At 40.7% G+C, this 24182-nt stretch carries 25 protein-coding genes; 15 read left to right on the top strand and 10 right to left on the bottom strand.

What is annotated here, in order from left to right:
- Position 1: 1 nt before the first annotated feature.
- The 11 genes from B5X60_RS10385 to B5X60_RS10335 all read left to right on the top strand — a co-directional run bounded on the left by B5X60_RS10385 (position 2) and on the right by B5X60_RS10335 (position 8806).
- Positions 2–1912 carry a cytochrome c oxidase subunit I gene (locus B5X60_RS10385; protein WP_079702627.1) on the top strand — a complete coding sequence of 637 codons (1911 nt, stop codon included), beginning with the start codon at positions 2–4 and terminating at the stop codon, positions 1910–1912.
- Between the two features lie 99 nt (positions 1913–2011).
- On the top strand, positions 2012–3073 hold the full coding sequence (locus B5X60_RS10380; protein ID WP_079702626.1) for a COX15/CtaA family protein: 1062 nt from the start codon (positions 2012–2014) through the stop codon (positions 3071–3073).
- Positions 3074–3083: 10 nt separating this feature from the next.
- Positions 3084–3971, top strand: coding sequence for a heme o synthase (cyoE, locus tag B5X60_RS10375; protein WP_079702625.1), 888 nt, complete (start codon positions 3084–3086; stop codon positions 3969–3971).
- 2 nt (positions 3972–3973) lie between these two features.
- Positions 3974–4549, top strand: a complete 576-nt coding sequence (locus B5X60_RS10370) for a cytochrome c oxidase subunit 3 (RefSeq protein ID WP_079702624.1) — start codon at positions 3974–3976, stop codon at positions 4547–4549.
- A 23-nt stretch (positions 4550–4572) separates the two neighbouring features.
- On the top strand, positions 4573–5262 hold the full coding sequence (locus B5X60_RS10365) for a cytochrome c oxidase subunit 3 (protein ID WP_079702623.1): 690 nt from the start codon (positions 4573–4575) through the stop codon (positions 5260–5262).
- Between the two features lie 20 nt (positions 5263–5282).
- On the top strand, positions 5283–5633 hold the full coding sequence (locus B5X60_RS10360) for a cytochrome C oxidase subunit IV family protein (protein ID WP_079702622.1): 351 nt from the start codon (positions 5283–5285) through the stop codon (positions 5631–5633).
- Positions 5633–6340 carry an SCO family protein gene (locus tag B5X60_RS10355; protein ID WP_079702621.1) on the top strand — a complete coding sequence of 236 codons (708 nt, stop codon included), beginning with the start codon at positions 5633–5635 and terminating at the stop codon, positions 6338–6340. The genes B5X60_RS10360 and B5X60_RS10355 overlap by 1 nt, the downstream gene beginning before the upstream one ends.
- 18 nt (positions 6341–6358) lie before the next feature.
- The gene (locus tag B5X60_RS10350; protein WP_079702620.1) at positions 6359–6898 is read left to right on the top strand and encodes a DUF420 domain-containing protein; all 540 of its coding nucleotides are present in this window, start codon (positions 6359–6361) and stop codon (positions 6896–6898) included.
- 48 nt (positions 6899–6946) lie between these two features.
- Positions 6947–7222, top strand: coding sequence for a hypothetical protein (locus B5X60_RS10345; RefSeq protein WP_079702619.1), 276 nt, complete (start codon positions 6947–6949; stop codon positions 7220–7222).
- Positions 7223–7290: 68 nt separating this feature from the next.
- Positions 7291–7953 carry a DUF2461 domain-containing protein gene (locus tag B5X60_RS10340; RefSeq protein ID WP_079702618.1) on the top strand — a complete coding sequence of 221 codons (663 nt, stop codon included), beginning with the start codon at positions 7291–7293 and terminating at the stop codon, positions 7951–7953.
- A 13-nt stretch (positions 7954–7966) separates the two neighbouring features.
- On the top strand, positions 7967–8806 hold the full coding sequence (locus B5X60_RS10335) for an OmpA/MotB family protein (RefSeq protein WP_079703238.1): 840 nt from the start codon (positions 7967–7969) through the stop codon (positions 8804–8806).
- 93 nt (positions 8807–8899) lie between these two features.
- On the opposite strand, the gene rfbC is transcribed toward B5X60_RS10335, so the two are convergent.
- From rfbC to B5X60_RS10320, 3 genes are all read right to left on the bottom strand, one after another.
- A complete protein-coding gene (rfbC, locus tag B5X60_RS10330; protein WP_079702617.1) occupies positions 8900–9448 on the bottom strand; it encodes a dTDP-4-dehydrorhamnose 3,5-epimerase in 549 nt (182 codons plus the stop codon).
- Complete coding sequence (locus B5X60_RS10325; protein ID WP_079702616.1) at positions 9445–9753, bottom strand: DUF4286 family protein; 309 nt, start codon at positions 9751–9753, stop codon at positions 9445–9447. Before B5X60_RS10325 ends, rfbC begins: the two co-directional genes overlap by 4 nt.
- Before the next feature lie 79 nt (positions 9754–9832).
- Positions 9833–11638, bottom strand: a complete 1806-nt coding sequence (locus B5X60_RS10320) for a tetratricopeptide repeat protein (RefSeq protein ID WP_079702615.1) — start codon at positions 11636–11638, stop codon at positions 9833–9835.
- 345 nt (positions 11639–11983) lie between these two features.
- On the opposite strand from B5X60_RS10320, the gene B5X60_RS10315 reads away from it, so the two are divergent.
- The 3 genes from B5X60_RS10315 to B5X60_RS10305 are packed head-to-tail and all read left to right on the top strand — an operon-like array spanning position 11984 to position 16179.
- Positions 11984–13810, top strand: a complete 1827-nt coding sequence (locus tag B5X60_RS10315) for a S9 family peptidase (RefSeq protein ID WP_245803506.1) — start codon at positions 11984–11986, stop codon at positions 13808–13810.
- Positions 13811–13867: 57 nt separating this feature from the next.
- A complete protein-coding gene (locus B5X60_RS10310; protein WP_317043750.1) occupies positions 13868–15487 on the top strand; it encodes a sensor histidine kinase in 1620 nt (539 codons plus the stop codon).
- Positions 15488–15489: 2 nt separating this feature from the next.
- Positions 15490–16179, top strand: a complete 690-nt coding sequence (locus B5X60_RS10305) for a response regulator transcription factor (protein WP_079702612.1) — start codon at positions 15490–15492, stop codon at positions 16177–16179.
- 72 nt (positions 16180–16251) lie between these two features.
- Here the strand turns inward: B5X60_RS10305 and B5X60_RS10300 are convergent, their stop codons facing one another.
- From B5X60_RS10300 to B5X60_RS10275, 6 genes are all read right to left on the bottom strand, one after another.
- Positions 16252–16812 carry a hypothetical protein gene (locus B5X60_RS10300; protein WP_079702611.1) on the bottom strand — a complete coding sequence of 187 codons (561 nt, stop codon included), beginning with the start codon at positions 16810–16812 and terminating at the stop codon, positions 16252–16254.
- Positions 16813–16969: 157 nt separating this feature from the next.
- Entirely contained in the window at positions 16970–17629 is a 660-nt protein-coding gene (locus tag B5X60_RS10295; RefSeq protein WP_079702610.1) for an MOSC domain-containing protein, read from the bottom strand.
- On the bottom strand, positions 17626–18504 hold the full coding sequence (locus B5X60_RS10290; protein WP_079702609.1) for a UbiA prenyltransferase family protein: 879 nt from the start codon (positions 18502–18504) through the stop codon (positions 17626–17628). Before B5X60_RS10290 ends, B5X60_RS10295 begins: the two co-directional genes overlap by 4 nt.
- A gap of 20 nt (positions 18505–18524) precedes the next feature.
- A complete protein-coding gene (locus B5X60_RS10285; protein WP_079702608.1) occupies positions 18525–19787 on the bottom strand; it encodes a metallophosphoesterase in 1263 nt (420 codons plus the stop codon).
- Between the two features lie 177 nt (positions 19788–19964).
- Positions 19965–21476, bottom strand: a complete 1512-nt coding sequence (locus B5X60_RS10280; protein WP_079702607.1) for a sigma 54-interacting transcriptional regulator — start codon at positions 21474–21476, stop codon at positions 19965–19967.
- Between the two features lie 4 nt (positions 21477–21480).
- Positions 21481–22581 (bottom strand): vWA domain-containing protein, encoded by a 1101-nt coding sequence (locus B5X60_RS10275; protein ID WP_079702606.1) that lies wholly within the window; start codon positions 22579–22581, stop codon positions 21481–21483.
- Between the two features lie 180 nt (positions 22582–22761).
- Between B5X60_RS10275 and B5X60_RS10270 the strand changes: the two genes are divergently transcribed.
- A complete protein-coding gene (locus B5X60_RS10270; RefSeq protein ID WP_079702605.1) occupies positions 22762–23190 on the top strand; it encodes a YybH family protein in 429 nt (142 codons plus the stop codon).
- Positions 23191–23215: 25 nt separating this feature from the next.
- On the opposite strand, the gene B5X60_RS10265 is transcribed toward B5X60_RS10270, so the two are convergent.
- Positions 23216–24097, bottom strand: a complete 882-nt coding sequence (locus B5X60_RS10265) for a cupin-like domain-containing protein (RefSeq protein ID WP_079702604.1) — start codon at positions 24095–24097, stop codon at positions 23216–23218.
- Between the last annotated feature and the right edge of the window lie 85 nt (positions 24098–24182).

Genomic DNA, 24182 nt, shown 5'->3' with positions numbered 1-24182 from the left:
TATGGCAAGCACAGCAATACACGATACAGCCGTACTTCACCACCACGACGATCACGGTCATGATCACGGGCATCATAAAGAAACATTTATAACGAAATATATCTTTAGCCAGGATCATAAAATGATCGCAAAACAGTTCCTGATCACAGGGATTATCATGGCTGTTATTGCAATGATACTTTCAATCTTATTCAGATTACAACTGGCCTGGCCAGAAAAGAGTTTCCCATTATTGGAGACTTTCTTAGGGAGCAAATGGGCTGAGGGAGGTAGAATAAAACCGGACTTCTACCTGGCATTGGTTACAATACATGGCACCATGATGGTATTCTTTGTACTGACTGCGGGGCTTAGCGGAACATTCAGTAATCTACTAATTCCATTGCAACTCGGTGCACGGGATATGGCTTCGCCATTCCTTAACATGCTTTCATATTGGTTCTTCTTCACAGCTTGCTGTATTATGATGGCTTCGTTCTTTGTTGAAAGCGGACCGGCGAGTGCAGGATGGACTGTTTATCCGCCGCTATCGGCATTGCCAAAAGCGATAGCCGGTTCGGGAACGGGTATGACCTTATGGCTGATTAGTATGGTTGCATTCATTGCATCATCGCTAATTGGAGCTCTAAATTATATTTCTACCGTACTGAATATGCGCACAACTGGTATGGACATGTGGAAGATGCCTTTAACGATCTGGGCGTTTTTCTTAACAGCCATCGTTGGGGTACTTTCATTCCCGGTATTAGTTTCAGCAGTTGTTCTTTTGATTTTTGATCGTAGTTTCGGTACAAGTTTCTATCTATCCGATATCGTTGTTGCTGGTCAAATTCTGCCTAATCAAGGTGGAAGTCCGGTACTGTGGCAGCACTTGTTCTGGTTCCTTGGTCACCCGGAGGTTTACATAGTAATTATGCCGGCCCTTGGTATTACATCTGAGGTTATTGCAACAAACTCCCGTAAACCGATCTTTGGTTACCATGCAATGGTTTATTCATTAATTGGTATCACCGTATTATCATTCATCGTTTGGGGTCACCATATGTTCGTAACGGGGATGAATCCATTCCTGGGAGGGGTCTTCATGATCACAACACTAATCATTGCAGTTCCTTCAGCGGTTAAAACATTCAACTATCTTGCTACAATCTGGCGTGGTAATTTGAGATTCACTCCAGCTATGCTTTTTGCAATCGGACTTGTGTCTTTCTTTATCTCAGGTGGTTTGACCGGTATTTTCCTTGGTAATGCGGCCCTTGACATTAATCTTCACGACACGTACTTCGTAGTAGCTCACTTCCACCTTGTAATGGGTGCTGCAGCTATATTTGGAATGCTTTGTGGAGTCTATCACTGGTATCCAAAAATGTTCGGCCGTTTAATGGATGAGAGATTAGGGTATATTCACTTCTGGCTGACATTTATCGGAGCATATCTTGTTTTCTTCCCGATGCACTTTATGGGTATTGATGGTGTACCCCGCCGTTACTACGCCTTTACTGAGTTTGCATTTATGCAGGAATGGTTAACTGTTAACGTATTTATCACATGGGCCGCAATTATAGCGGCACTTGCTCAGGTTGCATTCTTGTGGAATTTCTTTTATTCTATCTGGTACGGTAAAAAGTCAAGTCAGAATCCGTGGGAGTCAAATACTCTTGAGTGGACGGCCCCTGTAGAGCATCTGCATGGTAACTGGCCCGGAGAAATTCCTTCAGTTTACCGCTGGCCGTATGATTACAGCAAGCCAGGTCATCACGAAGATTTTATTCCTCAAACTACCCCTTTCTCTGAAACAATGAGCTCGAATCTTCAGCATGACTTTGAAGATAATCCTGAAGCAGAACTTATTCAGCAAGAATGGGAAAGGCAGCATGCGGTTAAAAGCCCGGCTTCCGAAGAAATTAAATAGAAAGAAGGGACCTCCTGCTGACGGCTGATAGTCGTCAGTAGGGTTTACCAACTCCCCCTTCTTCTGGAAACAGTCCGAATGGACTTTTTATAAACCGAAATGTATCCTTCAAGTGAGAAGAGATTCCTGGCGATAAATTATATCTCTGTAGTAGCTCTTTTTCTGCTTATACTGGCCGGAGGAGTTGTTCGCAGTACCGGTTCGGGGATGGGATGTCCAGATTGGCCTAAATGTTTCGATCAGTATATTCCTCCAACTCACATTTCCCAACTTCCGGCAAATTATCACGAAAAGTATGTTGATAAGCGGATTCGTAAGAACGAGCGATTTGCAAAGACACTAGACCTTTTGGGTTATGGAGATCTCGCTTACCGGATCAGGAATGACAAAAGCATTTTAAAGCCAGATGAATTCAATGCAGCAAAGACATGGACGGAATACGTTAACAGACTCTTGGGTGCTTTAGTTGGCTTATTCTTAATAGCATGTGTTGTTGCATCTATTACGTATTTAAGAACACGTAGTCGCATATTCTTCTGGAGTTTATTTAATCTTTTCCTAGTAGGTTTTCAGGGATGGCTTGGATCCATAGTAGTGTCAACGAATTTACTTGCCTGGGTAGTTACCATACACATGCTCGTAGCTATAGCGATTTTGGCTATTTCAATTTATACCTATTATGAGGCGCGCTCACTTCGGGATAAGAGTGTCCTTACAAACATAGGTTCTGTTTTGGTTACCATTTTAGCTTATACCGGTTTAATCCTGACGGTGGTTCAGATCACATTAGGCACTGAAGTCAGAGAACAGATTGACATGGTATCAACATTAATGAGTGATCTCAACCGGTCGGAATGGGTTTCGCAGGTAGGTGCGAATTTTATATACCATAGGGATCTTGCGATACTTGTGATAATTGTAAACGTAGTATCATTTGTACTAATCAGGAAGCGATATCCTGTGGCTGGATACCAGTATAAATATATATCATACGTATTTTTGCTGATTGTTCTTCAAATAATCACAGGTTTGATACTCTCGTACGTGGGATTACCGCCTGTTGCTCAGGCGATACACATTTTACTGGCGACGCTTGTTTTCGGTGCCCAGTTTTACCTACTGCTCCTGTTAAAGAAAAGCAGGCTGGAGATACTTAATTGAAATAAATATAGTGAAGAAATTCCTCTCCGATTTTAATAAGTTAATTAAATTGAGGTTAACACTGACTGTGGTTTTCTCGGCATCAATCTGTTTTTTGATGGGGAGTAAGCAACAGGGTGATATCAACTGGATTAACTGGGTGATCCTGACAGTTGGAGGATTCTTGGTAACCGGTGCAGCGAATGGTTTTAACGAGATAATTGAAAAAGATCTAGATAAATTGATGAAGCGGACGATGGACCGGCCGATACCTTCCGGGCATATGACAACGGGCCAGGCCCTCGTCTTAAGTTTGATCATGGGAATTGCAGGTACATACCTCTTATTGAGGTTGAATTTTCCTACAGGTGTGCTGGCAGTTTTTTCAATTTTTCTTTATGCTTTTGTTTATACCCCGATGAAGCGTAAATCGCCGATAGCAGTATTCATTGGAGCATTTCCCGGAGCATTACCACCACTTATTGGATATTTCGCCGCCTTTCACGAGCCACGTATTTCGTGGATACCTGTTATTCTTTTTCTTATTCAGTTTGTATGGCAGTTCCCGCATTTCTGGGCAATAGCCTGGGTATTGGATGAAGACTATAAACGTGCAGGTTTTCAACTGTTACCAACCACAAAACAAGATAAAACAAGTGCCTTTATGACCTTGGCGTCTACGATAATTTTGATTCCGGTTAGCCTAATGCCAACCATATATTTAATGCCTTCAGGTCAAGCGTTCGGAGGTAATATTTATGGTGCGATAGCATTGATTGCAGGTTTATACTTCTGTTGGCAGGCGGTTCAACTTTATCAAAATAGGGACGTTACTTCGGCAAAACAACTGATGTATACTTCTTTCTTCTATTTGCCGCTTCTTCAATTAACCCTTTTGTTTGACTTTATAGCAAAATAGATATGGACCAAATACCAGTAGAGGATATGCAAAGCTCTAAAGCCAGAAAATTTCTGATGTGGCTTTTCATTATTTCCTCTTTTATGATGTTCGCCGCATTAACCAGTGGATTTATAGTTTATACTGAAGGTAATGCGGAACGGGGAATTAAGGTGTTACTGCCTAAAGCGTTTATTTATAGTACAATCATAATTATTGTTAGCAGCATCACAATGCACCTGGCGTATATTTCAGGAAAAAAGCTGAATTTCGCCGCGCAGAAACTTTATACACTCGTGACGATCGTACTGGGTATCGCATTCTTTTTCAGCCAGTATAGCGCCTGGGCCGTGTTAACGGAAGCCGGAGCATATTTTGTGAACTATAATGCATCTCAATCGTTCATCTATGTGTTTACCGGCGCACATTTGCTGCATATTTTTGCAGGCATCATAATGCTTATCTACTCGCTAGTTGGAAAAATGAGAAATATCCCCCAGGTACGCAATTTATTCCGGCTTGAGGTGACATCCATTTTTTGGCATTTTATAGATATCCTATGGATTTATCTATATGTTTTCTTACTTTTGAATCAATAACAAACCACTATACCACCCTTTAAATGAGTACTACTGTATCAAAACTTGATGAAATAAAAACTGACGCCTGGAGCGGCGGAAAGTCGCCTTTTGCTGTAGAATATGGTAAACTGATGATGTGGTTCTTCCTATTGTCGGATGCTTTTACATTCTCAGCATTTCTGATCTATTATGGAGCACAACGTTTCAGCAAATTAACATGGCCAGATCCGGATGTTGTATTCCAGTCAATCCCGGGTCTTGCAGATCATGGCTATCCGTTGGTATTCGTAGGTATTATGACATTTATCCTGATCATGAGTTCGGTAACTATGGTTCTTGCTGTTGAAGCAGGACATCGTAATGCGAAAAAAGAGGTGGTTTGGTGGATGATTGCTACAATTATTGGTGGTGCAATGTTCCTTGGATGTCAGGCTTTAGAGTGGTCTCACCTTCATCATGAAGGTTATTGGTGGGGTAGTTTCCCTGCAACTTATACAGGTGTAGACACAGTGGGTGCCCTTCAGTTTTCAAACCTATTCTTTACTATAACAGGTTTCCATGGATTCCACGTTTTTACAGGTGTGATAATTAATATTATCATCACATTGATGGTTGTTTCCGGAGTGTTCCAACGCAGCGGAAGTTACCTGATGGTTGAGAAGGTTGGTCTTTACTGGCACTTTGTAGACCTTGTTTGGGTATTCGTATTTACATTCTTCTATTTAGTTTAATATCAGATAAAACATACAAAATGTCTGCAGAACACACACACGACGAGCATGGTACAGCGCATGCGGAACATGAAGGAATGACCAAAAAGAAGATCTGGCAGGTTTTCTTTTATATGCTTGGAATTACCGCGATTGAATTCTTTATCGCCCTTTACCTTTTGCCAAAAGGAATTTTAGGACACGGTATGGGGAATTTTATCTATGTAATCCTCACCCTTGTTAAAGCATTTTACATCGTTGCATATTTTATGCACCTCAAATATGAAAAATTTGCATTGAAGACAGGGATCATGGTTTCCCTGGTATTCATTGTTTACTTTATAATTCTAATGCTTACTGAAGGTTCTTACCAGTACCTTCACATGAATTAATGAGTCAAACTACCTTTCCGGTAAAAAAGATCCTGGTTCTGCTGATTTTATTAGTCGTGCCGGGATCTGTTTATTATCTGCTCAAGGCGAAGGGTGAAAACAGATATCGTCCCCTTTCTATCTATGGGCCCAAACAACCGGCTTCAACATTTCACACTAAGCGTGGTAAGCAGATCCGCGATACGTTGTATCATGAGATCCGTGAATTCAAACTACTTAATCAAAATGGAGATTCTGTATCGTTCCCGGTTGATAGCGCTCAAATAACCCTGGTTAATTTTTTCTTTTCCCGCTGTCCTACGTTCTGTTCTGATATGAATAGGGAAATGGCAAGGGTAGCCAAGATAAATAATGGTAATCGACTCCTGAGGTTTCTTTCGATAAGTGTTGACCCTGAATATGACCGGCCGGATGTTCTTAAAGCTTACAGCCAAAATTATCGTACGGAGAATCCTAAATGGGACTTTCTAACTGGAGATAGAAAACTTATTTATTCTCTTGCCAAACAAGATTTTCTAGTAGATGCCATTCAGGATACAACCAGGGAGTTGAATTTCATTCATAGTCCTATGATTGTGCTGATTGATTCCAAGAAGAGGATTCGTGGTTATTACGATTCTACGGGTGGTAATGAAAAGATGAACTTGCTGGTTGATGAGATCCGGGTATTGATGACAGAGGAGTTGCGGAATGATAAGGGCCGGTAATAATATTAAAAAAAGGGTATGAATGATAAATCTATATCGAGGCTTATACTGGGAGTATCGATTTTCGTTTTTGCAGTAGTAGTTATATTACAGAGTAAGATCTTTAATATCTTTCCAGACAAAAGTGCTATACCCTCATGGGTATTTGTTCTCCCGAAATTAAATGCAATCATCAACGGTACCTGTAGTGTATTGCTCTTGCTTTCTCTCTACTTCATCCGTAAGAAGGATATATCTACCCACAAGAAGCTGAACATAATCACATTTATTCTGTCATCTCTTTTTCTAGTTTCATACATAATTTTCCACGCCACGGGTATAAAGACCACTTACGGAGGGACTGGCCCCGTTAGGACAGTATATTATTTTATTCTAATTACTCATATTGTTCTTGCGGCAGTTGTATTACCTCTTGTTCTCTTCAGCTTTCAGAAGGGCTTGCAAATGCAGGTTGAGAAACATAAAAGACTGGTTAGATGGAGTTATCCCATCTGGTTATATGTTACCATTACAGGAGTTATTGTTTACTTGATGATAGCCCCATATTATACATTTTAAAGGCGGCATTCCTTTTAAACATCCTCCATTCTCTGTATCTTTGGAAGTATGAAGACGGTCAAGAAATTCCTTTTGCTTTTCATGTTTCTATTTGTCATTTCGAGCGCTACTCAAGTTTCAGCTCAATGTGCAATGTGCACGCTTAACGCTGATAATTCAACTCAAAACGGAAATACTGAAGGTAACGGACTCAATGATGGAATTTTGTACCTTCTCGCTGCTCCCTATCTGGCAGTAGCTGCAGTTGGGTTTATTTGGTATAAGAAGTACAGGCGTAAGAATGTTGCTGTACATATGAGAAGTGGTAAGATAAATCTTAACTAGTTGAAAGTCGACAATTGCGTCGACAGTGTCTTTCCATCGTTCCAAACGCTTAATACCTAGTTCGTAAAATGATCAAACCTGCGACATTCAATTTTTTAAAAGACTTAGCGAAGAATAACAACCGGGAATGGTTTCAGGAAAATAAGGGAAGGCACGATGAGGCGCGAAACAATGTGCTCGAATTTGTTGGCGAACTTATAATGGAGCTGTCAAAAATCGATAAAACAATTTCTGCTGACCTTGATCCAAAAACTTGTGTTATGAGGATCTATCGGGATGTCAGGTTCAGCCTTAACAAAACTCCCTATAAAACAAATTTCGGTGCTGGTATTTCTCAACAGGGAAAGAACTTCAACGGACCCGGATATTACTTACATATCCATCCTGAAGAATCATTTGTGGCCGGCGGATGCTGGATGCCTGAAGCAGAGATGTTGAAGTCGATACGGCAGGAGATAGATTATAGTGGAAACGATTTTCGGGACATTGTCACAGCGCCTGACTTCAAAGAGTATTTTGGAGAGCCTGATCAGGAATATAAACTTAAAACTATGCCCAAAGGCTATTCGGCAGATCATCCTGATATCAAATATTTGAAACTTAAAAGCTTCACCTTTACCCATAGCATGGATCCAAAGGAACTCACCCGAAACGATGCTGTCGAAGCTGTAATCAACGGATTTGAGAGGCTTCATCCATTTATGATCTTTTTAAGAAATGCTATATCCTAATTCCAATCTTATGATGAGAAAAATATCTGTTCCGATTGTTTTTGTCCTTTTCATTACAGCCCTTGCATCTTGTGTGGTTATATCTCCAAAAAAATATAACGCATTGCTAGCTCAAAAAGATTCGCTTTCACTTGGTTGGGAAGCTGCTAGAACGAAAATTGGATCACTTGAAGATGAGATTGCGTCACTTAAATCAGATACGGCTTCGCTGAATTCCCGAATTGCAGGTCTTGAAGGAAAAGTACAGGGTCTTGACGATAATCTGAATTCATTGCGTTCAAACAGTTCATCCGAAATAAGTAAGCTTTCAGCGGATCTTCAGAAAAGAGAAGCCAGATTAAAGGAAGTGGAGGAGATATTGAGAAAACGGGATGAAGCGACTAATGCCCTGAAAAATAAGCTACAGAAGGCTTTGTTAGGATTTCAGCAGAGCGGATTATCGGTCGATATTAGAAATGGTAAGGTTTACGTTTCCTTAACTGACAAGTTGCTTTTCAGCAGCGGAAGTATCGTTATAGATGACAAAGGCAAACTTGCATTACAGGAGCTGGCTAAGGTTTTAAAAACTCAGCCGGAGATCAATATATCCGTGGAAGGTCACACTGATAACCAACGTGTTGTTAATCTGGGGCAGATAAAAGACAACTGGGATCTGAGTGTTCTGCGAGCAACTTCGGTCGTAAGATTCTTAACGGAAGGCGAAAAAATTGAGAACAGCCGTATCACCGCTACTGGAAAAGGTGAGTATCAGCCTCTTGAACCAGGCTCCACGCCAGAAGTAAGAAGCAGGAACAGAAGGATTGAAATAGTACTTTCACCGAAACTGGACGAGCTTTATAATCTTATTAAATAGATGAGAGGTGAGAGGTGAAAGATCTGCCAAACAAATTATGGAATGGTTGCTTCTTACAGCGTTTAGACCTAACAACTAAGTACTAACAACTAACTAAAAAGGACTAACAAAATCTTTAAATAATGGAAGTTCCTTATCTTTTTCGGAAAGTATCACTTCCGATGCGTCGATTCCCCAAATGATGTTTAAGTCTTCGTCGTTCCAGCGAACTCCAATTTCTGACGCTTTATCATAGGGATTAGTCACTTTATATGTGAAGATAGTATTGTCTTCAAGTGTAAGAAACCCGTGTAAAAAGCCGGGGGGTACCCAGAACATTTTATGGTTGTCTTCACTCAGTTCAACTGCAATATGCTGACCGTATGTAGGGGAGCTTTTCCTAATGTCTATGGCTACATCTATCACTCTGCCTCGAATTACTCGAACAAGTTTTCCCTGGGGACTTGGATCTTGCTGAGCATGTAATCCCCTTAAAGCACCTTTTTGAGAGAGGGACTGATTGTCCTGAACGAAATTAGCTTTAATGCCGGCCTTTGAGAACTCCTTTTCATTGTAACTTTCGTAGAAATACCCACGGCCATCCCGCCATACTTTTGGTTCGATGACGAAGAGCCCTTTAATTTTTGTTTCTGTAAGGGTCATCGCGCATCAATAAATTCCATGAGGGTACGGAATGAAACAAATTTGTTGGCAAATTCAGCGGGGAAATCTGCCTGTAAAGCTGAGGAATAATTTTCTTTATATTCATCGTATTTCTCCATGGAGTCAGCGATGTATTGTATGCAGTAAGTTATACCTTCGTTTGGAGAGTCGAGTACCTTCAGCATTCGGTTCGAAGCAAAACAACCTGTTTCCATCACTTGCGCAATATGGATATTTTGCATCCAGGTGAGCCACTTTTGGTGGATACTATCCTCAATGATAATAGTAACGTTATAAAGGATCATGTTGCGAAGGTAGGAAAAATTGTAATCAGTGCCTTCGCAAGGTGATCTGTAATCAGTGCTAGGCCAAGTATTCTATTCCTTACCCCAATTTATCCCCCCTCAACAACCTAAACCTCTTCCTCGCCTCTATAACATACAGGCTCCCTGGAAAATCAGTAATGATCTTTTGATAGAGTTCAAGGGCTTTGGAAGGCTGACTTAATTTATTTTCGTAAAGGTCGGCGAGCGTAAAAAGAGCATCATCACCCCATAAATCTGATGCGTGTTTATCAATGATTTCCTGCAACTGTACCACAGCCTTGTCGATATCATTTCCCTTAAGATAAACTCTTGATTTAGCCATTAAAATATCATCTGCAAGAGAATTTCCGGGATAAAGAATGTTTAAGCTATCGAGCAGGGACAGTGCTTTTTCCGGCTGATTTTTGAATATCAGGAGATCAGCGTAAGAATATTTTTTGAGAGCCGCAGTATCTGTTTCTTTCTGAAGATTATCTGATATAAGTAAACTAAGATTTAGCGCATCATTTGCTATAAGCTGGGTAGTCGAACTTTTTAATACATCTAGTTGAGCCTTTGACCACACATAATCGCCCTGAAAGTAAGAAAGTTTTGCATTCCTGAATTTTGCTTCCTGCCCGTAGGTATCATTAGAAAATTGCTTCTCGACTTGTCCATAAAGCAAAGCTGCCTCCCAGACTTCCCCTGTAAGGATATATATATCACCTAATTCCAGTTTTGCCTGTGCGAGAATAACTGGGCTGGACCCTGGCAAAGCAATTAATTTTGCAAGTTCCTGTGCCGCTTCAGCGGGCTTTTGTAAATAAAATGCCTGAAGGTTAGCGAGTTGCCTTATGGAGTTGGACATTGTAGAAACCCGGCCAAATTCGGATAGTTGAGACATGTAATCTTTCTCTAGGGCAAGAAGATCAGATTGACTGAATTTATTAGCAGTCAGTTGCCGGAATTTCGTATTTAATAGATCAACCTTTGCCGGGATGTAGTATTTTCCTGCTTCCCCTTTTGCCACCAGATAATTTAATGCCTCAACAGCCTGATCGTATGCACGATTTGATAATAGTAGTCGAGACAGGTCAAAAACACGGCTTCCATCTTCTTTCAATCTGCGGTCCAGAGCAAGTGTTTGCCGCAATGCCATGTCAAATTCTTTCTGCTGGATATATTGCCAGGTAAGAAATTCGGTATACGAAACATTCTGAGGATCCTTTTGTAAACGTCGTAATAAAGCTGTTTTCAAAAGGTCGTAGTCTGCTTTATCTTCTAAAATGGAAGCTAAGACATTCTGAGCCTGCGGAAGTATTTCCGGGTTGGTGTTTAGCAGAACCAGGTATTCCTGAATGAGCATCGGCTTATCCTTACGGTAGCGATACAGGCTTAAAAGGTCAAATGAAAATGCATTTTCATCGTTGATTAGCTTTCGGCCGTTTAAAAGAGCCTTAACGGAAAAATCATAACCCTCAGCCCTGTAAAAAGTTATCGCCAAATCCTTAATCGCAAATTCATTAGCAGGAAGATCTCTAATTAATTTATTATACCACTCCACGGCTTTCTCCTGCTCACCTTTCTCCTGGTATACCCGCCCGACATCAACAGCATAGGTATAATTGCCTGGATTAGCCTTTAAAAGTTTTTTAGCTAATTCTTCAGCTTCATCGTATTTTTTGGTCTTTAATAGGCAGGTAAAATAGGGATCGTAATATCCGGCGTTTTTTGTCCGGTTAAATAGCTTTTCGTATATGACAGCCGCCTTATCAAATTCGCCGGTTTGGAAATACTGTACAGCCAGCGCTTCATCTGAATTGACCTGTGCCCTAACAGCCGACGCACTGAAAACGATTAAGATCAGAATAATAATTCTCTTCATGTATATCCTTTACTCTAACACCCTGAATACTAAGATAACGATAATGTATAACCAATAATATGTATTAAAAGCCTTTTAATAAAGTACGGTCATATTTGACTCGGAATGTCACTTGTAGTTTAAATGTTACGCGCTCGTTAATTTCGTTTATAATTCTTTTGCTACCTTGAAAAGTTGAATTCGGAATTTTTCGGTAAATTTTAATTAATAGTAATTTTTCGGTTGCATTGCATTCAATGAAACCGAATTGTAGAATTTTGTACAGAGTTTCTGACTAACCAGGAAATGCACCAGTTTAAAAAATATTTTTTCTTTTTTATTTCCCTGTTGAGCATAGCCTGTACAATGGACAAAAAGGTTGAGAGGATTCCTGTAGAAAACTTTTTCAAAGCAGCTTTCAAGACATCTTTCCTGGTTTCTCCGGATGGGGAATATATCTCATACTTAAAGCCGGATAATAACCGCATCCATATTTATGTTGAAACCTGGGATGGGAAAAATACTACGCAGTTAACTTGTGATTCAAACAGAAGTATTGCTTACCACTTTTGGGCAAATAACGATGAGCTCCTTTATTTAAAGAACGAATCCGAAAATGATGATCCAGGATTGTTTGCAGTAAGGAGGGACGGGTCAAATAAACGGGAGTTGCTTTCTTTTGCAAAGACAAAAATCCGGCTAATTACCTCCGAGCCAGTTAAGGATAATAATGTTCTGGTATCACTGAACCGCCGTGATTCAACGGTATTTGATGCATATAGATTAAATATCCAGACAGGAAAACTCACTCTTCTTGTTAGGAATCCTGGGAATATAACTAAATGGTATGCAGATCGAGATGGTCAGCTTAGGATGGCAATTGCAAGCGATGGAGTTAACGAGACATTGCTTTATCGCGAGTCAGAGAAAAATAATTTCAACGTCGTCCTTACCAACAATTTCAAGGCGAGTATTTCTCCGGTAGGATTTAGCAAGGATAATAGCTGTATATATGCCCTATCAAACACGAATCGGGATAAGATGGCCCTTGTTGAACTTGATTGTGTTACTGGGAAGGAACATCGGGTAATTTACAGTAATTCTGAAGTTGATGTTTCTGAAGCAGTATTTTCTGCGAATAAAGACAAACTGATCTACGCAGGATACGAAACATGGAAGAAAGCCCGCCATTACCTCGATGATTCAGTAAAGGACAGGTATGCCAGGCTGGAAAAACTTCTGCCTAATAATGAGGTTCGAGTCACAAGTGCAGATGCTTCAGAGAATAAATTTATAATACGGACTTATACTGATCGGAATCCAGGCTCTTTTTATCGCTATACCTATAATGACAACAAACTGGTGGAGCTAGGGGATGTTAATCCTTCCATCAACCTTGAGGACATGGCTGAGATGAAACCAATCAGCTATAAAACACGTGATGGTTTAACCGTTGATGGGTATTTAACTTTGCCAAAAGGGCGAGATGAAACCAATTTACCGGTAATAGTTATGCCACATGGCGGACCAGATTCCCGCAACAGCTGGGGTTATAATTCGGAGGTCCAGTTCCTCGCGAACCGCGGATATGCTGTATTCCAGGTCAATTTCCGGGGTTCAAAAGGTTATGGCAAGAAGTTTTGGATCGCAGGATTTAAAGAGTGGGGAGGTAAAATGCAGGATGATATTACCGATGGCGTTCGCTGGCTGATTACGAAGAAAGTAGCTGATCCAAATCGTATAGGCATATATGGTTCAAGCTTTGGGGGATATTCAGCACTCCACGGCCTATGTTTCCAGTCTGAATTATATAAATGCGGAGCGTCTTATTCGGGGTTGACGAACCTGTTCACCTATATGAAAGATATACCACCCTACTACAGGCCATACGTCCAGATGTATTATGAAACAGTAGGGAACCCTGAGGTAGACGCTGATTATTTTAGGGCGGTATCCCCCGTTTTTCATACAGATAAGATCCGTTCGCCTGTTTTAATTGCCCAAGGTGGCAAAGATCCTCGCGTAAACATGAATGAGACTAATCAGTTTGTCCAGGAGCTTAAGAAAAGAAAAGTTCCGGTTACTTATATTCTTAAGGAAAATGAGGGTCACTTTTTCCGGAACGCTGAGAATAAGTTGGAATTTTACAGGGAACTCGAAAAGTTTCTTGATAAGAATCTAAGAATGGAGTAATAAATGAAGGAGTATCAGCAGAACTATCGAAAAAACTTCTCCTTAATAATTACTTTTTTGATCTTGATTACAGCATCCATGGCTGTAGCTTTCTATCTGGCCTATAATCTTACAACCAAATATGTTGAGAATGAGTTTGTTTCGCAAAAGATTGAAGTTCTAGAAGAAACAGTTAAGCCTTACAATAACTTTTTCCAAAAGAAGATTCCCGAAATCTCATTTTATCAGGGCTACCTTGATTCTGCCCAGGCTGTTAAATACGTTGATACGATATTTAGAAAATTTAAATTTGTAGAGAAAATTGTCTTTTATGATGCAGGCATAAGCAATCATAAGATCCCGGACGGTGTCAAAGTAAATAATTTTGCTATGGCACCTAAATCAGTTTATCAGTTCGCCAGGGATATCCATATAGATTCTGTTCTTCTTTTTAAAGACAATCAGCCCAGCAGTTCATTTTCCCTAAAAACCGGAGATGAATTTAATAAGATGGCGATCAAGTTTACCGGATTTATTGAATCATCCGACACAACCAAGACCCTGAGCGATGACGACCGCTTCAATATCTTTTATACGATCACATCCAACAAGATAACTTTCATGAATATCCCCAGGAGGGAAGAGTTAAAAATGTATAAGGATATAATGACGAAAGAATTGCCGTCGTCACCGGTTTATGAGATAGACATGCTCACGTTTTATCTTAATCCTCAAAAGCTAATCATCAGGAATACAAACCCTGAAATCTATCAGCATATCAGTATTAAGCCACTGGTTTATGAATCTTTAGCTAATGATCCAGAATTACTTAGCAATGATTTGCCTTTATCAGGTCCATTTTCAGATTATAAACTCTATTTCAGTTCGGATAAAGGTTATTTGATGAGGGAGATCAATAGACGTTTTCTTCCTATTGCGGGAGGGTTATTCCTAACATATGGGGTACTTGTATTAATCGGGTATTTAATTTATCGTAATCTGAATGTTAACAGCAAAATGTTTAAACTTCAGTACGATTTTGTCAATAATCTCACTCACGAGTTCAAAACGCCGGTTAGTGTTATAAAAATTGCCGGAAATAATATAAGGAGTGCCACTACACTCTCAGACAGAGAGCGACTCCACTATGGTAAAATCCTGGACGAGGAAGCGGACAAGCTTAACGACCTTATGAATAAATTACTTTCGTTTACACAAATCGAAAATAAGGCTATCAAACTTAAAGAAGAAAGTGTTAACCTGGAGGTTTTCAGTCAGAATTTGATAGATGCTTACCAGCTTAAGTATCCGGATTTTGACATTGTATGTAAAATTGATGGGATAGAGTACTTTAAAACAGACCCGGTTTTACTGGGAAGTATCTTTCAAAACCTGATAGATAATGCCCACAAATATTCCAACCCTGGAAAGAAATACCTAAAAATTTCAATCAAAAAGGTCAAGAAGAGCGTTGTAATGAAGTTCAGTGACCGTGGGATTGGAATACCAGCAGGAGACCTCGAGAATATATTTAAGAAATTTTTCCGGGTACAAAACCAATATAACCAGCAGGGAAGTGTTGGTTTAGGTTTGGCATTCTGTAAAGAACTGGTTAATTTTATGAACGGAACTATCACAGTTCAAAGTGTAGAAGGGAAGGGGTCAGAGTTTACAATTGAGTTGCCTTACGAAATATAGTTATGTCAAAAGAAATTAAAGTTGCTGTTATTGAGGACGATGAAAATCTCCGCTTCCTGGTTGTACATCGCCTAAAAACAGAAGGGTATAAAGTTGTTGAGGCGTCTGACGGTGAGGCAGCTGAAGAGCTTATTATGACAGAGCAGCCTGATATTGTTCTACTCGATTGGATGCTTCCCAATAAACAGGGATCTGAGGTTTGCCAGAATGTGCGTAAACTTGGGTTCACTAACATCATTGTAATGATGACTGCCAAAGCTCAGGATGTTGATAAAATTGATGCCTACAGCTTCGGTGTTTCAGATTATGTGACTAAACCGTTCAACATGGATGTTCTTGTGGCACTGATCGATAACAAAGTGAAATTTGTGATCAACAATGAGAAATCTGAAGTATACAGGTTTGGCAATATGGAGCATCATCCGAATACTCACTCTCTGATGCGTGATGGTAAAAAAATCGAGTTAACCATCCTTGAGAACCGAATACTTTTGTATTTCCTTAAAAACGCTAATACTGTAATTAACCGTGATGAGTTGATGATGGTAGTTTGGGGCTACAACTCAGATGTTAATACCCGTACCTTAGATATGCATATCGTACGTCTGCGCAAGAAAATTGAGAATAATCCAGACCGGCCACACTTTATGCAAACGGTAAGGGGAGTTGGTTATAAGTTTGTAGCAGAGTAAGTTATACCTTGTACATTATACGTTTTACGCCTGGGCGGTTATCACAGCGTTTAGTTACTGATAACTTACCACTCAAAAATAAATATCCACGTAATCCGTAGTCGTACCATCACAACTCAGCATATTCTGCAACCTCCAATATTTTCTTGTGCCTGTAGCTTTGAATATTTGTGTTCCTTTTTTAACACAAGGCTCTCCTAAATTTGAATGTACATTGTGTTCGATTATACCGTCAAATTCCAGCTCACGATCATTTAGGGGCTTGATCTTTCCTTCTAACCGAAGATAGACTCCTTCTTTTCCGTTTTGCCTTCCCTTGATAGTATACCAGCCATTTTCTGCTGCAGTAATCATTGCTGATCCCGGAGCGTCCCAACTTATCCAATGAAGTGTCAAAAGGTGTTTTCCGGCTATACCTGGAGCAGGACTTACCGGGACAACTTCAGGTGTTTTTTGAATGGTATCACCTTCGAAGGTTCGTTCAGATTTATCAATTATAGCCTTCAGACTATCGTTCTCTTTTTTTAACTCAAAATTTTCTTGCCTTAAACGCTGATCAGCTGTGTCGCCTGTTTTGGGTTTGCATGAACCAGCAAATAATAGTGCTATAAATATAATTGCGTATGACCTCATAAAATATCTCGTACAAAGACAATACCAAAGGAGTTGCCCATTATGTGTTTTACACCGAGGCGAACAGTATGTCCAAGAGATAAGTTGGTCAGACGTTTGTGCAGCGTGTAGTAACTTAAAACGTAAGACCCCTGCCTGCCGTAAAGGCTGGTAAGACCTACAACTTCGCGAGTTTCTTCTCAAACATCTCGTGCCAATCCGTGCTAAGTTCTTTTAGATTAACAAGCCTTTCGATCCAGGCTTTGTTTTTAGGATCATGGTAACGAACATAGTTTACATCCATCACTGAGATTTTTTCCGGATGGGAGCTAAGGTGTATCAGTTTATCAGTTTTTCTAACGACCCCGGGTTTAATCGTCCTGAGATAATAACCGGTAAAACCGGTTTTTTGGAGAAGCACCGGAAATTGCTTGTAGTTGTATCGGATCCCGATAACGAAACACGGCCCACGTGGCTCCGATACTTCAACAATAGCATCACCCAGCTGATAACGATCTCCAATAAATACATTTTCCTCAAGACCATACTCACCCGTTAAGGTCAGGTTTTCACCAAATGCAGCCGGCCCAAGTTTAAATCCCAGCTCATTCTGCCACTTTGAGAAATGGTCTGAATTATAACAGCAAATAGCTTTATCATTTCCGCCGTGATGTTTCTTATCCTGAACCATATCTCCGGCAAAAGACGTCATTCCCAGCTCAATACTTTCAGATTCTATTGGAATCTTGCAATAAGCCGTTTTAACCGATTGATGATCGGCAACTATAGTGTCAGCTTTACCGAGAACGTTTAATGAAATAATTGAAATATCCTTCATAGAGGCAAATAATTGCAAAGTAATAACATCACGAACTGAACAATCATTGTTCCATCAAGGTAAAAGAAATAATAGTATTCATTTCTCTGCCAGGTAGATTTGAAGATCAGCCAGCCAGACAAAATTATAGTGAGCATCAGCCCAAGAAAATTGCCATCGATATTTTGGGTGAAGAGAAAGAGTAAAATCAGATAAATTACCAGAAGGCCTTGGCAGATGAGTAAAGCTTTCCTCTCACCAAGGATGACGGGTATAGTTTTAAGCTCATTGGTTTTATCCTGGAATAGATCACGGATGTCAAAAGGCACGGTGATAGCAGCTATAAATAAAAATCTTTTTGCGATCAGAATAATACTGTCGTTCATGCTTACTGAGGCTTCAATGGTGCTTTCCAGCTCCAGGATAGGAAGAAGGACACAACTCAATGACCAAACAGCCGCAATAAGAAACAATTTGACCCCTGGAATATTGCGGAGCCCAAAATGCTTGTCGTTAATACTGAATATTGGTAAACTATAAGCTACTGAAATCAGTGCAAGGGACACCAGTAGAATTCTTGATGATGCATTAAGGAAAAAGACCAGCGGCAGTATCGAAAAAACTGCGATCATCGTAATCGTGATCATCAAACGATAGTGTGAGAAGATCCATCGAACCCTTCTGAACGGCGATTTTTCTGGTTTTTCTGGCTTTGATAATAGAATGCTGAAGTTGTAAAGAGCTAATGTGGAACAAAAAAGCAATCCTAAAACGTGACTTTCCGGCTTGGTTCCAAGGAGCTGGTAGGTCACCAGGCCTTGTGCTACAGCACATAATGCAATAAATATATTGCTGAATAACAAACAATCAAGCGCCTGCCTAAGGTATTTGTTCATAATTGGAACCGCCGGTCTGCTTATGCAGGGGTCCGGCGTAATTCAAATATCGTAATTTCAGGTAATATTCCAACGCGGCCCGGATATCCCAAAAAGCCGTATCCCACATTAACATAAAGTTGTTGGTTTTGCTCCTGGTAATGGCCAGCCCATTCTTTATAAACATACTGTGCAGGGCTCCATTGGAAGTTTTCGGTTATTAGTCCAAATTGCATTCCATGAGTATGGCCACTGAACATCGCATCGATTTGAGGATATTCGGGCAAAACCTGAGCACGCCAATGGGAGGGGTCATGAGAAAGGAGAAGTTTTACAGGCAAATCGTCAGTGTCTTTGATGGCAAGATCCAACCTCCCATATTTAGCGAAGCGGCCGGCTCCCCAGTTTTCTATACCGAGAATGCCGATCTCTTCAGTGCCAATCTTAAGTCGCTTATTTTCGTTCAGCAGCAGGTTCCACCCCATGTTTTTGTGGCTAAGTTTCACATCTGCAAGACTTTTCGCCTTTGCCTGAGATGGCCCAGGACCAAAATGGTAATCTCCGTAATCATGATTCCCCAGGACCGAAAAAACACCAAGGGGCGCTTTTACTTTGGAAAAGATGTCCTGATAATCCCTCATCTCTGACGCTACATTATTCACCAGGTCCCCAGTGAAAAATATCATGTCTGGTTTTTCTTTTAATAACATTTCCACTCCACCTAAAACGGCTTTACGGTCATAGAAACTACCGGAATGTATATCTGAGATCTGACCTAAAGTGATACCTTCAAAAGCGGATGGTAGATTGGGGAAATATAGAACCTTTCGCTTCACGCGATAATCGTAGGCACTGGACACCATCCCATAGGTGAAAGAAGCCAACGGAAGGGCAGCCACTAAGGTGCCGGCTTTGATCAAAAATTCGGAACGTGGAATGCTGTCAGTTCCGGAGGAAGTTTTCTTTGAAGACTTTGGTTTACCATTCACCTTCCTCTTTATCCAAACGATACCTCTTCGGATATCATCAGCAAGAACAAAAGGGAGAATGAAAATCTTGGAGATAAATGTCATAAAGAACAACACCAGGATTACGGTCCGCACCATAAACTTGATATTGAAGAAAATCCCAATGAATACTCCAATAATTAACAACAATGAATAGCCCCACCAGATGTATCGAAATGTCAGTAGATTATTATCTTTCCATTTCCAGCTTACTGAGCGAACGGCCCTGTAAATGTAAATGTCAATTATAATCAGCAGGATTGTGATGATGATCAATCCTAGAATACGGTTACCCATTTTTTACTGTCTGTGTTATTAAAGGAGAAGCTCCTTAGGCTGCGCCTGGGAAATCAGTAATCAGTGGCTGGGCCAGGTAATCAGTGATTAGTTTAAGCGGTCTTATCCTGTTGGTACGTTGGCACTGATAACCTGCCTGCCGGCAGGCAGGCTGATTACCAATATTGATAAACTTCCTCAATACCTTCCATTATCTTCATTATAATCCTCATCTTCATCCTCATCAAATTCTGTACTGAACAGACTGTTGAACATGTCCGCAAATGCATACCCTTTGTCCAGGAAGGATTTATTCACAAGCGAAAATTCAGCTAAGCCATGCAACAAAAATTCCATTAGGAGAAGTTGTTGATTTTCATTCAGACTCGGATGGAACTGTTTTATTACAGTCTTTAGTCCAGGTACTGAAATAAGTGCCGCCTTGTACTGGGCGAGTGACAGATCATCTACAAGGTTGATGGTATTACCAGAGCTAAACCAATTGGTTATGTCTGAATATGGATTGACTGCTTTTGACTTCTTTAATTTTTCAGGATCCGGGAAGTACGTGATCATTAAGGTTCTTATTGCCTTTCCTAATAAGATGTTGGCAACCTTGGTCGGGCCTTCTAGTTCACCCTCGTAAACAAGCTCTATTTTCCCAGTGATTGCCGGAATAACTCCGAGAAAGTCGGAAATCCGTACAAAAGTCTGCTCTTCCTCATTGAGCAGCATTCTGCGTTCTGCATTGCTAATTAAGTTCTCATAAGCGGAGATAGTCAGACGAGCCGAAACACCCGATTTCTTATCAATATATTCGGAATCACGGGCCTCAAATGCAATCTGCTCAACAAGTGTTTTTACCAATCCATCAGCCTCTATTTTCGCGCGTTGAGAATCAGTCAGGCGTGCTTCCTGCTGGGTGATTTTCCTGGAAATATCTACAGATTTGGGATAGTGCGTAAGTATCTGACTTTCTATCCGGTCTTTAAGCGGGGTGACAATGGCACCACGGTTTGTATAGTCTTCCGGGTTGGCTGTAAACACAAACTGAAGATCTAAGGGAAGGCGAAGCTTAAAGCCACGAATTTGAATATCCTTTTCTTGCAGAATATTAAACAAGGCCACCTGGATTCTTGCCTGCAGATCGGGAAGCTCATTGATTACGAAAATACCACGATGCGCCCGCGGGATCAATCCGAAATGTATTACACGTTCATCCGAATAGGTAAGTTTTAGAGTAGCTGCTTTTATAGGGTCAACATCACCGATCAGATCGGCAACGGTTACATCGGGTGTTGCCAGTTTTTCTGTATATCTGTCCGACCGATGAAGCCATGAGACAGGTGTATGGTCACCTTTTGTATTTATGATGTCATGCCCGAACCAGGAAATTGGATTCAGAGGATCCTCGAATAGTTCTGAACCCTCAATATATGGAACGTACTCATCGAGCAAATTAATCATCAGCCGCGCGATACGTGTCTTCGCCTGCCCGCGAAGGCCCAGCAAAAGGATGTTATGCTGCGATAGAATAGCTGTATGCAGATCCGGGATAACGGTATCCTCATAACCGATGATGCCCTCCATCACAGCATTCTTGTTTTTCAACTGTTTAATCAGGTTCTCGCGCAGCTCTTGTTTAACTGAGCGCGATACATATCCTGATGCTTTCAGGTCTTTTAATGTCTTTATTTGCAGTTTATCCATCGTCTTATCTAACCGTTCGTCTTCTGTTTTTAATGTAATCTTCAAAAATATATTCACCCAAACCTTTCAGGGAGCTATAAAAAGCTTTTCCTCCGTTGATCTCAGTAAATTGCCGTACAAACTGCTGTAAATACGGATCTTTCGCTATCATGAAGGTTGTGATAGGAATACCAAGCCTCTTACACTGGGCCGCCATATTCAATGTCTTGTTTACAACTTTTCGGTCGAGGCCGATACTGTTCTTATAATATTTTGTGCCTTCTTTTAAACAAGTTGGTTTACCGTCGGTGATCATAAAGATCTGCTTGTTGTGCGTCTTCCGACGGCGAAGCAAATCTACTGCCAGCTCCAGCCCGGCGTATGTGTTAGTATGGTATGGACCAACTTGTAAGTACGGTAGTTCCTTAATTGTAATCGGCCATGCATCATTCCCAAAAACTACTATATCCAGAGTGTCCTTAGGATATTTTGTCCGGATCAGTTCTGCCAGGGCCATGGCTACTTTCTTTGCCGGTGTTATTCTGTCCTCCCCATACAATATCATAGAGTGGGAAATATCTATCATGAGGACCGTCGAGGTGATCGTTTTGTAATCTTTCTCCTCTACTTCCAGGTCGCGCTCGGTCATTGAAAAATCGCCAATACCATGATTGATCTGGGCATTATGGATTGATGCGGTCATATCTATCTGGTCGAGGCTGTCGCCAAATTGATATTCCCTGCGGTCAGCATTCTTTTCCTCCCCTAAGCCTGAGATGTTTGTGTTGTGGCTACCCTTACCCGACTTCTTTAGCTTACCGAATATCTCTTCCAGAGCTGACTGCCTGATGGTCTGTTCGGTTTTTGAAGTTATAACAAAGCCCCCCGGGTTCTGGTTATCATCGCCGAGATATCCTTTTTTCTTGAGATCGTCGATGAAATCACCCATGCCATATTCATCGGTCGTTAGTTTGTATTGTTTATCGAGCTCGTTCATCCAGGCAATTGCTTCGTTGGCATCACCTGAAGTGTAATTAAGAAGCTCCAGAAATAATTTCAATAGCTCTTCAAAACCACCCTTCGGTAGCTCATTTGGTATAAACTTTGAAAATGAATGTCCCCGCATAGTACTGCCCTTCCTGATAATTACGAAGAATCGAAGATAAAGGTTTGAACAAGCAAAAATGTTACTCTGGTGTCAAATAAATGGAAGTAAGCGATCAGCCTTAAGTATTGAAGCAAGCTATCACACATTATTCCAAATGCTAGGCTGCTGCCTTTTGTTTTATAATGCTATTTTTAATTTATGAAGAAACTGTTTTGCTTTTTATTAGTGATTATCGCTCTCTCGTCATGTGCAGTTAAGAATAAATCCGCCCATACTAATATTCTTAAACTTCTCGAAGATCAGCGCCAAGCCTGGAATAAAGGTGATATAGAAGGTTACATGCAGGGCTATGTTCAATCGGACTCCCTTGTTTTTGTTGGCAAAAGCGGCCCGAAGTATGGCTGGCAAACTACTTTGGATAATTATAAAAAAGGATATCCAGACAAAGCCGCTATGGGGTTCTTGACCTTTGATATTAAAAAGGTTAAGCTTATAGGCTCAAATCATGCCTTTGTATTAGGAGGCTGGCATTTGAAGCGGGAAAAGGATGCACCGCAAGGCTACTTTACTCTGTTAATGGAAAAGGTCGATGGTAAGTGGAAGGTTGTAGCCGATCACTCTAGCTAAAATACAGCTCCAATAACTGGCAACCTTACTTTGGTTCTCCCTTAGCGAGTGCTTTTTCTGCCCACTTTACTGCCAGTTTCTCCCTGTATTTTGCATAGGGCGCTTTCAATGCCATTTTGAGAAGACTGTCTACTCCACCGGCTGTTACCACACTGAATAAGCTCTCAGCTTTTTGTACCCATGATTCGTCCCATGCACGTAAGCTCAGAGAGAAAGACCCGTCCAGATACTTCATCCAATGCCACATCGCTCTTGGCATAAATAGGGTGTCGCCATGTTCCAGGAAAAGTTCGTAGCCTTCCACCCCTTTTAATGCTGGAAACTTTTCAAAATCAGGGTTCAATACATCATAATCTTCAAGTGCATAGGTCGCATTTGGAATGCAATACAGACGCCGTTTCCATTTATAATCAAACAGGATGATCTGCTTGCGCCCGCCAAAATGCGTGTGGAACAAATGGGGCATATCTATATCATAATGAAGGAAAGTCACAGAGTTTGATCCTCCAAAAAACATAGCAGGCATGCTTTCGATAAAACCACCCATCAATTCTTTGGGCAACTCAATATCTTTCAGAAGTTCTGGCCTGTGCTTGAATATATTAAATAGAAAAATACGCAGTTCGGTTGGCTCTGTTTTAATCAGGTCGAGGTAGTCGCCCATCTTCATTCTCGCTGCAGCGGAGTTCACTGGCTTGGAAGGATCGGCTTTAGAGTTATCATATAATGGAACTTCGAGATCGCCGGCAATACTTTTAAAATAGTCTATATTCCATTTTTCATAGGCAGGCCAGCTTTTCGTGAGGCCTTTAATAACTAGTGGCTTGCGGGGTAACAGATAATTCTGCCTGAAATCTTCCGGAGAAATGTTTTCAACAGTATCAACTGGTTTTAATATAAAGCTCATAATCGCTTCGATGAGGGTAATACTTGGCGAAAATATAACAAAGGCTATTTATGCGCAAGAAATCCAGACACAGGAATGTAAAAAT

The sequence above is a fragment of the Daejeonella lutea genome, assembly GCF_900168015.1.
GTDB lineage: Bacteria > Bacteroidota > Bacteroidia > Sphingobacteriales > Sphingobacteriaceae > Daejeonella > Daejeonella lutea.
This window is presented reverse-complemented; position numbering and strand designations above follow the sequence as displayed.

Excerpts from the sequence above, each read along its gene's own strand:
- B5X60_RS10285 (WP_079702608.1), bottom strand. The coding sequence starts at position 19,787 with ATGGGTAACCGTATTCTAGGATTGATCATCATCACAATCCTGCTGATT.
- B5X60_RS10365 (WP_079702623.1), top strand. The coding sequence starts at position 4,573 with ATGAGTACTACTGTATCAAAACTTGATGAAATAAAAACTGACGCCTGG.
- B5X60_RS10295 (WP_079702610.1), bottom strand. The coding sequence starts at position 17,629 with ATGAAGGATATTTCAATTATTTCATTAAACGTTCTCGGTAAAGCTGAC.
- B5X60_RS10280 (WP_079702607.1), bottom strand. The coding sequence starts at position 21,476 with ATGGATAAACTGCAAATAAAGACATTAAAAGACCTGAAAGCATCAGGA.
- B5X60_RS10380 (WP_079702626.1), top strand. The coding sequence starts at position 2,012 with ATGTATCCTTCAAGTGAGAAGAGATTCCTGGCGATAAATTATATCTCT.
- B5X60_RS10315 (WP_245803506.1), top strand. The coding sequence starts at position 11,984 with ATGGACAAAAAGGTTGAGAGGATTCCTGTAGAAAACTTTTTCAAAGCA.
- B5X60_RS10385 (WP_079702627.1), top strand. The coding sequence starts at position 2 with ATGGCAAGCACAGCAATACACGATACAGCCGTACTTCACCACCACGAC.
- B5X60_RS10355 (WP_079702621.1), top strand. The coding sequence starts at position 5,633 with ATGAGTCAAACTACCTTTCCGGTAAAAAAGATCCTGGTTCTGCTGATT.
- B5X60_RS10320 (WP_079702615.1), bottom strand. The coding sequence starts at position 11,638 with ATGAAGAGAATTATTATTCTGATCTTAATCGTTTTCAGTGCGTCGGCT.
- B5X60_RS10345 (WP_079702619.1), top strand. The coding sequence starts at position 6,947 with ATGAAGACGGTCAAGAAATTCCTTTTGCTTTTCATGTTTCTATTTGTC.
- B5X60_RS10270 (WP_079702605.1), top strand. The coding sequence starts at position 22,762 with ATGAAGAAACTGTTTTGCTTTTTATTAGTGATTATCGCTCTCTCGTCA.
- B5X60_RS10275 (WP_079702606.1), bottom strand. The coding sequence starts at position 22,581 with ATGCGGGGACATTCATTTTCAAAGTTTATACCAAATGAGCTACCGAAG.
- B5X60_RS10335 (WP_079703238.1), top strand. The coding sequence starts at position 7,967 with ATGAGAAAAATATCTGTTCCGATTGTTTTTGTCCTTTTCATTACAGCC.
- B5X60_RS10325 (WP_079702616.1), bottom strand. The coding sequence starts at position 9,753 with ATGATCCTTTATAACGTTACTATTATCATTGAGGATAGTATCCACCAA.
- rfbC (WP_079702617.1), bottom strand. The coding sequence starts at position 9,448 with ATGACCCTTACAGAAACAAAAATTAAAGGGCTCTTCGTCATCGAACCA.
- B5X60_RS10265 (WP_079702604.1), bottom strand. The coding sequence starts at position 24,097 with ATGAGCTTTATATTAAAACCAGTTGATACTGTTGAAAACATTTCTCCG.
- B5X60_RS10300 (WP_079702611.1), bottom strand. The coding sequence starts at position 16,812 with ATGAGGTCATACGCAATTATATTTATAGCACTATTATTTGCTGGTTCA.
- B5X60_RS10290 (WP_079702609.1), bottom strand. The coding sequence starts at position 18,504 with ATGAACAAATACCTTAGGCAGGCGCTTGATTGTTTGTTATTCAGCAAT.
- B5X60_RS10370 (WP_079702624.1), top strand. The coding sequence starts at position 3,974 with ATGGACCAAATACCAGTAGAGGATATGCAAAGCTCTAAAGCCAGAAAA.
- B5X60_RS10360 (WP_079702622.1), top strand. The coding sequence starts at position 5,283 with ATGTCTGCAGAACACACACACGACGAGCATGGTACAGCGCATGCGGAA.
- B5X60_RS10305 (WP_079702612.1), top strand. The coding sequence starts at position 15,490 with ATGTCAAAAGAAATTAAAGTTGCTGTTATTGAGGACGATGAAAATCTC.
- B5X60_RS10340 (WP_079702618.1), top strand. The coding sequence starts at position 7,291 with ATGATCAAACCTGCGACATTCAATTTTTTAAAAGACTTAGCGAAGAAT.
- B5X60_RS10350 (WP_079702620.1), top strand. The coding sequence starts at position 6,359 with ATGAATGATAAATCTATATCGAGGCTTATACTGGGAGTATCGATTTTC.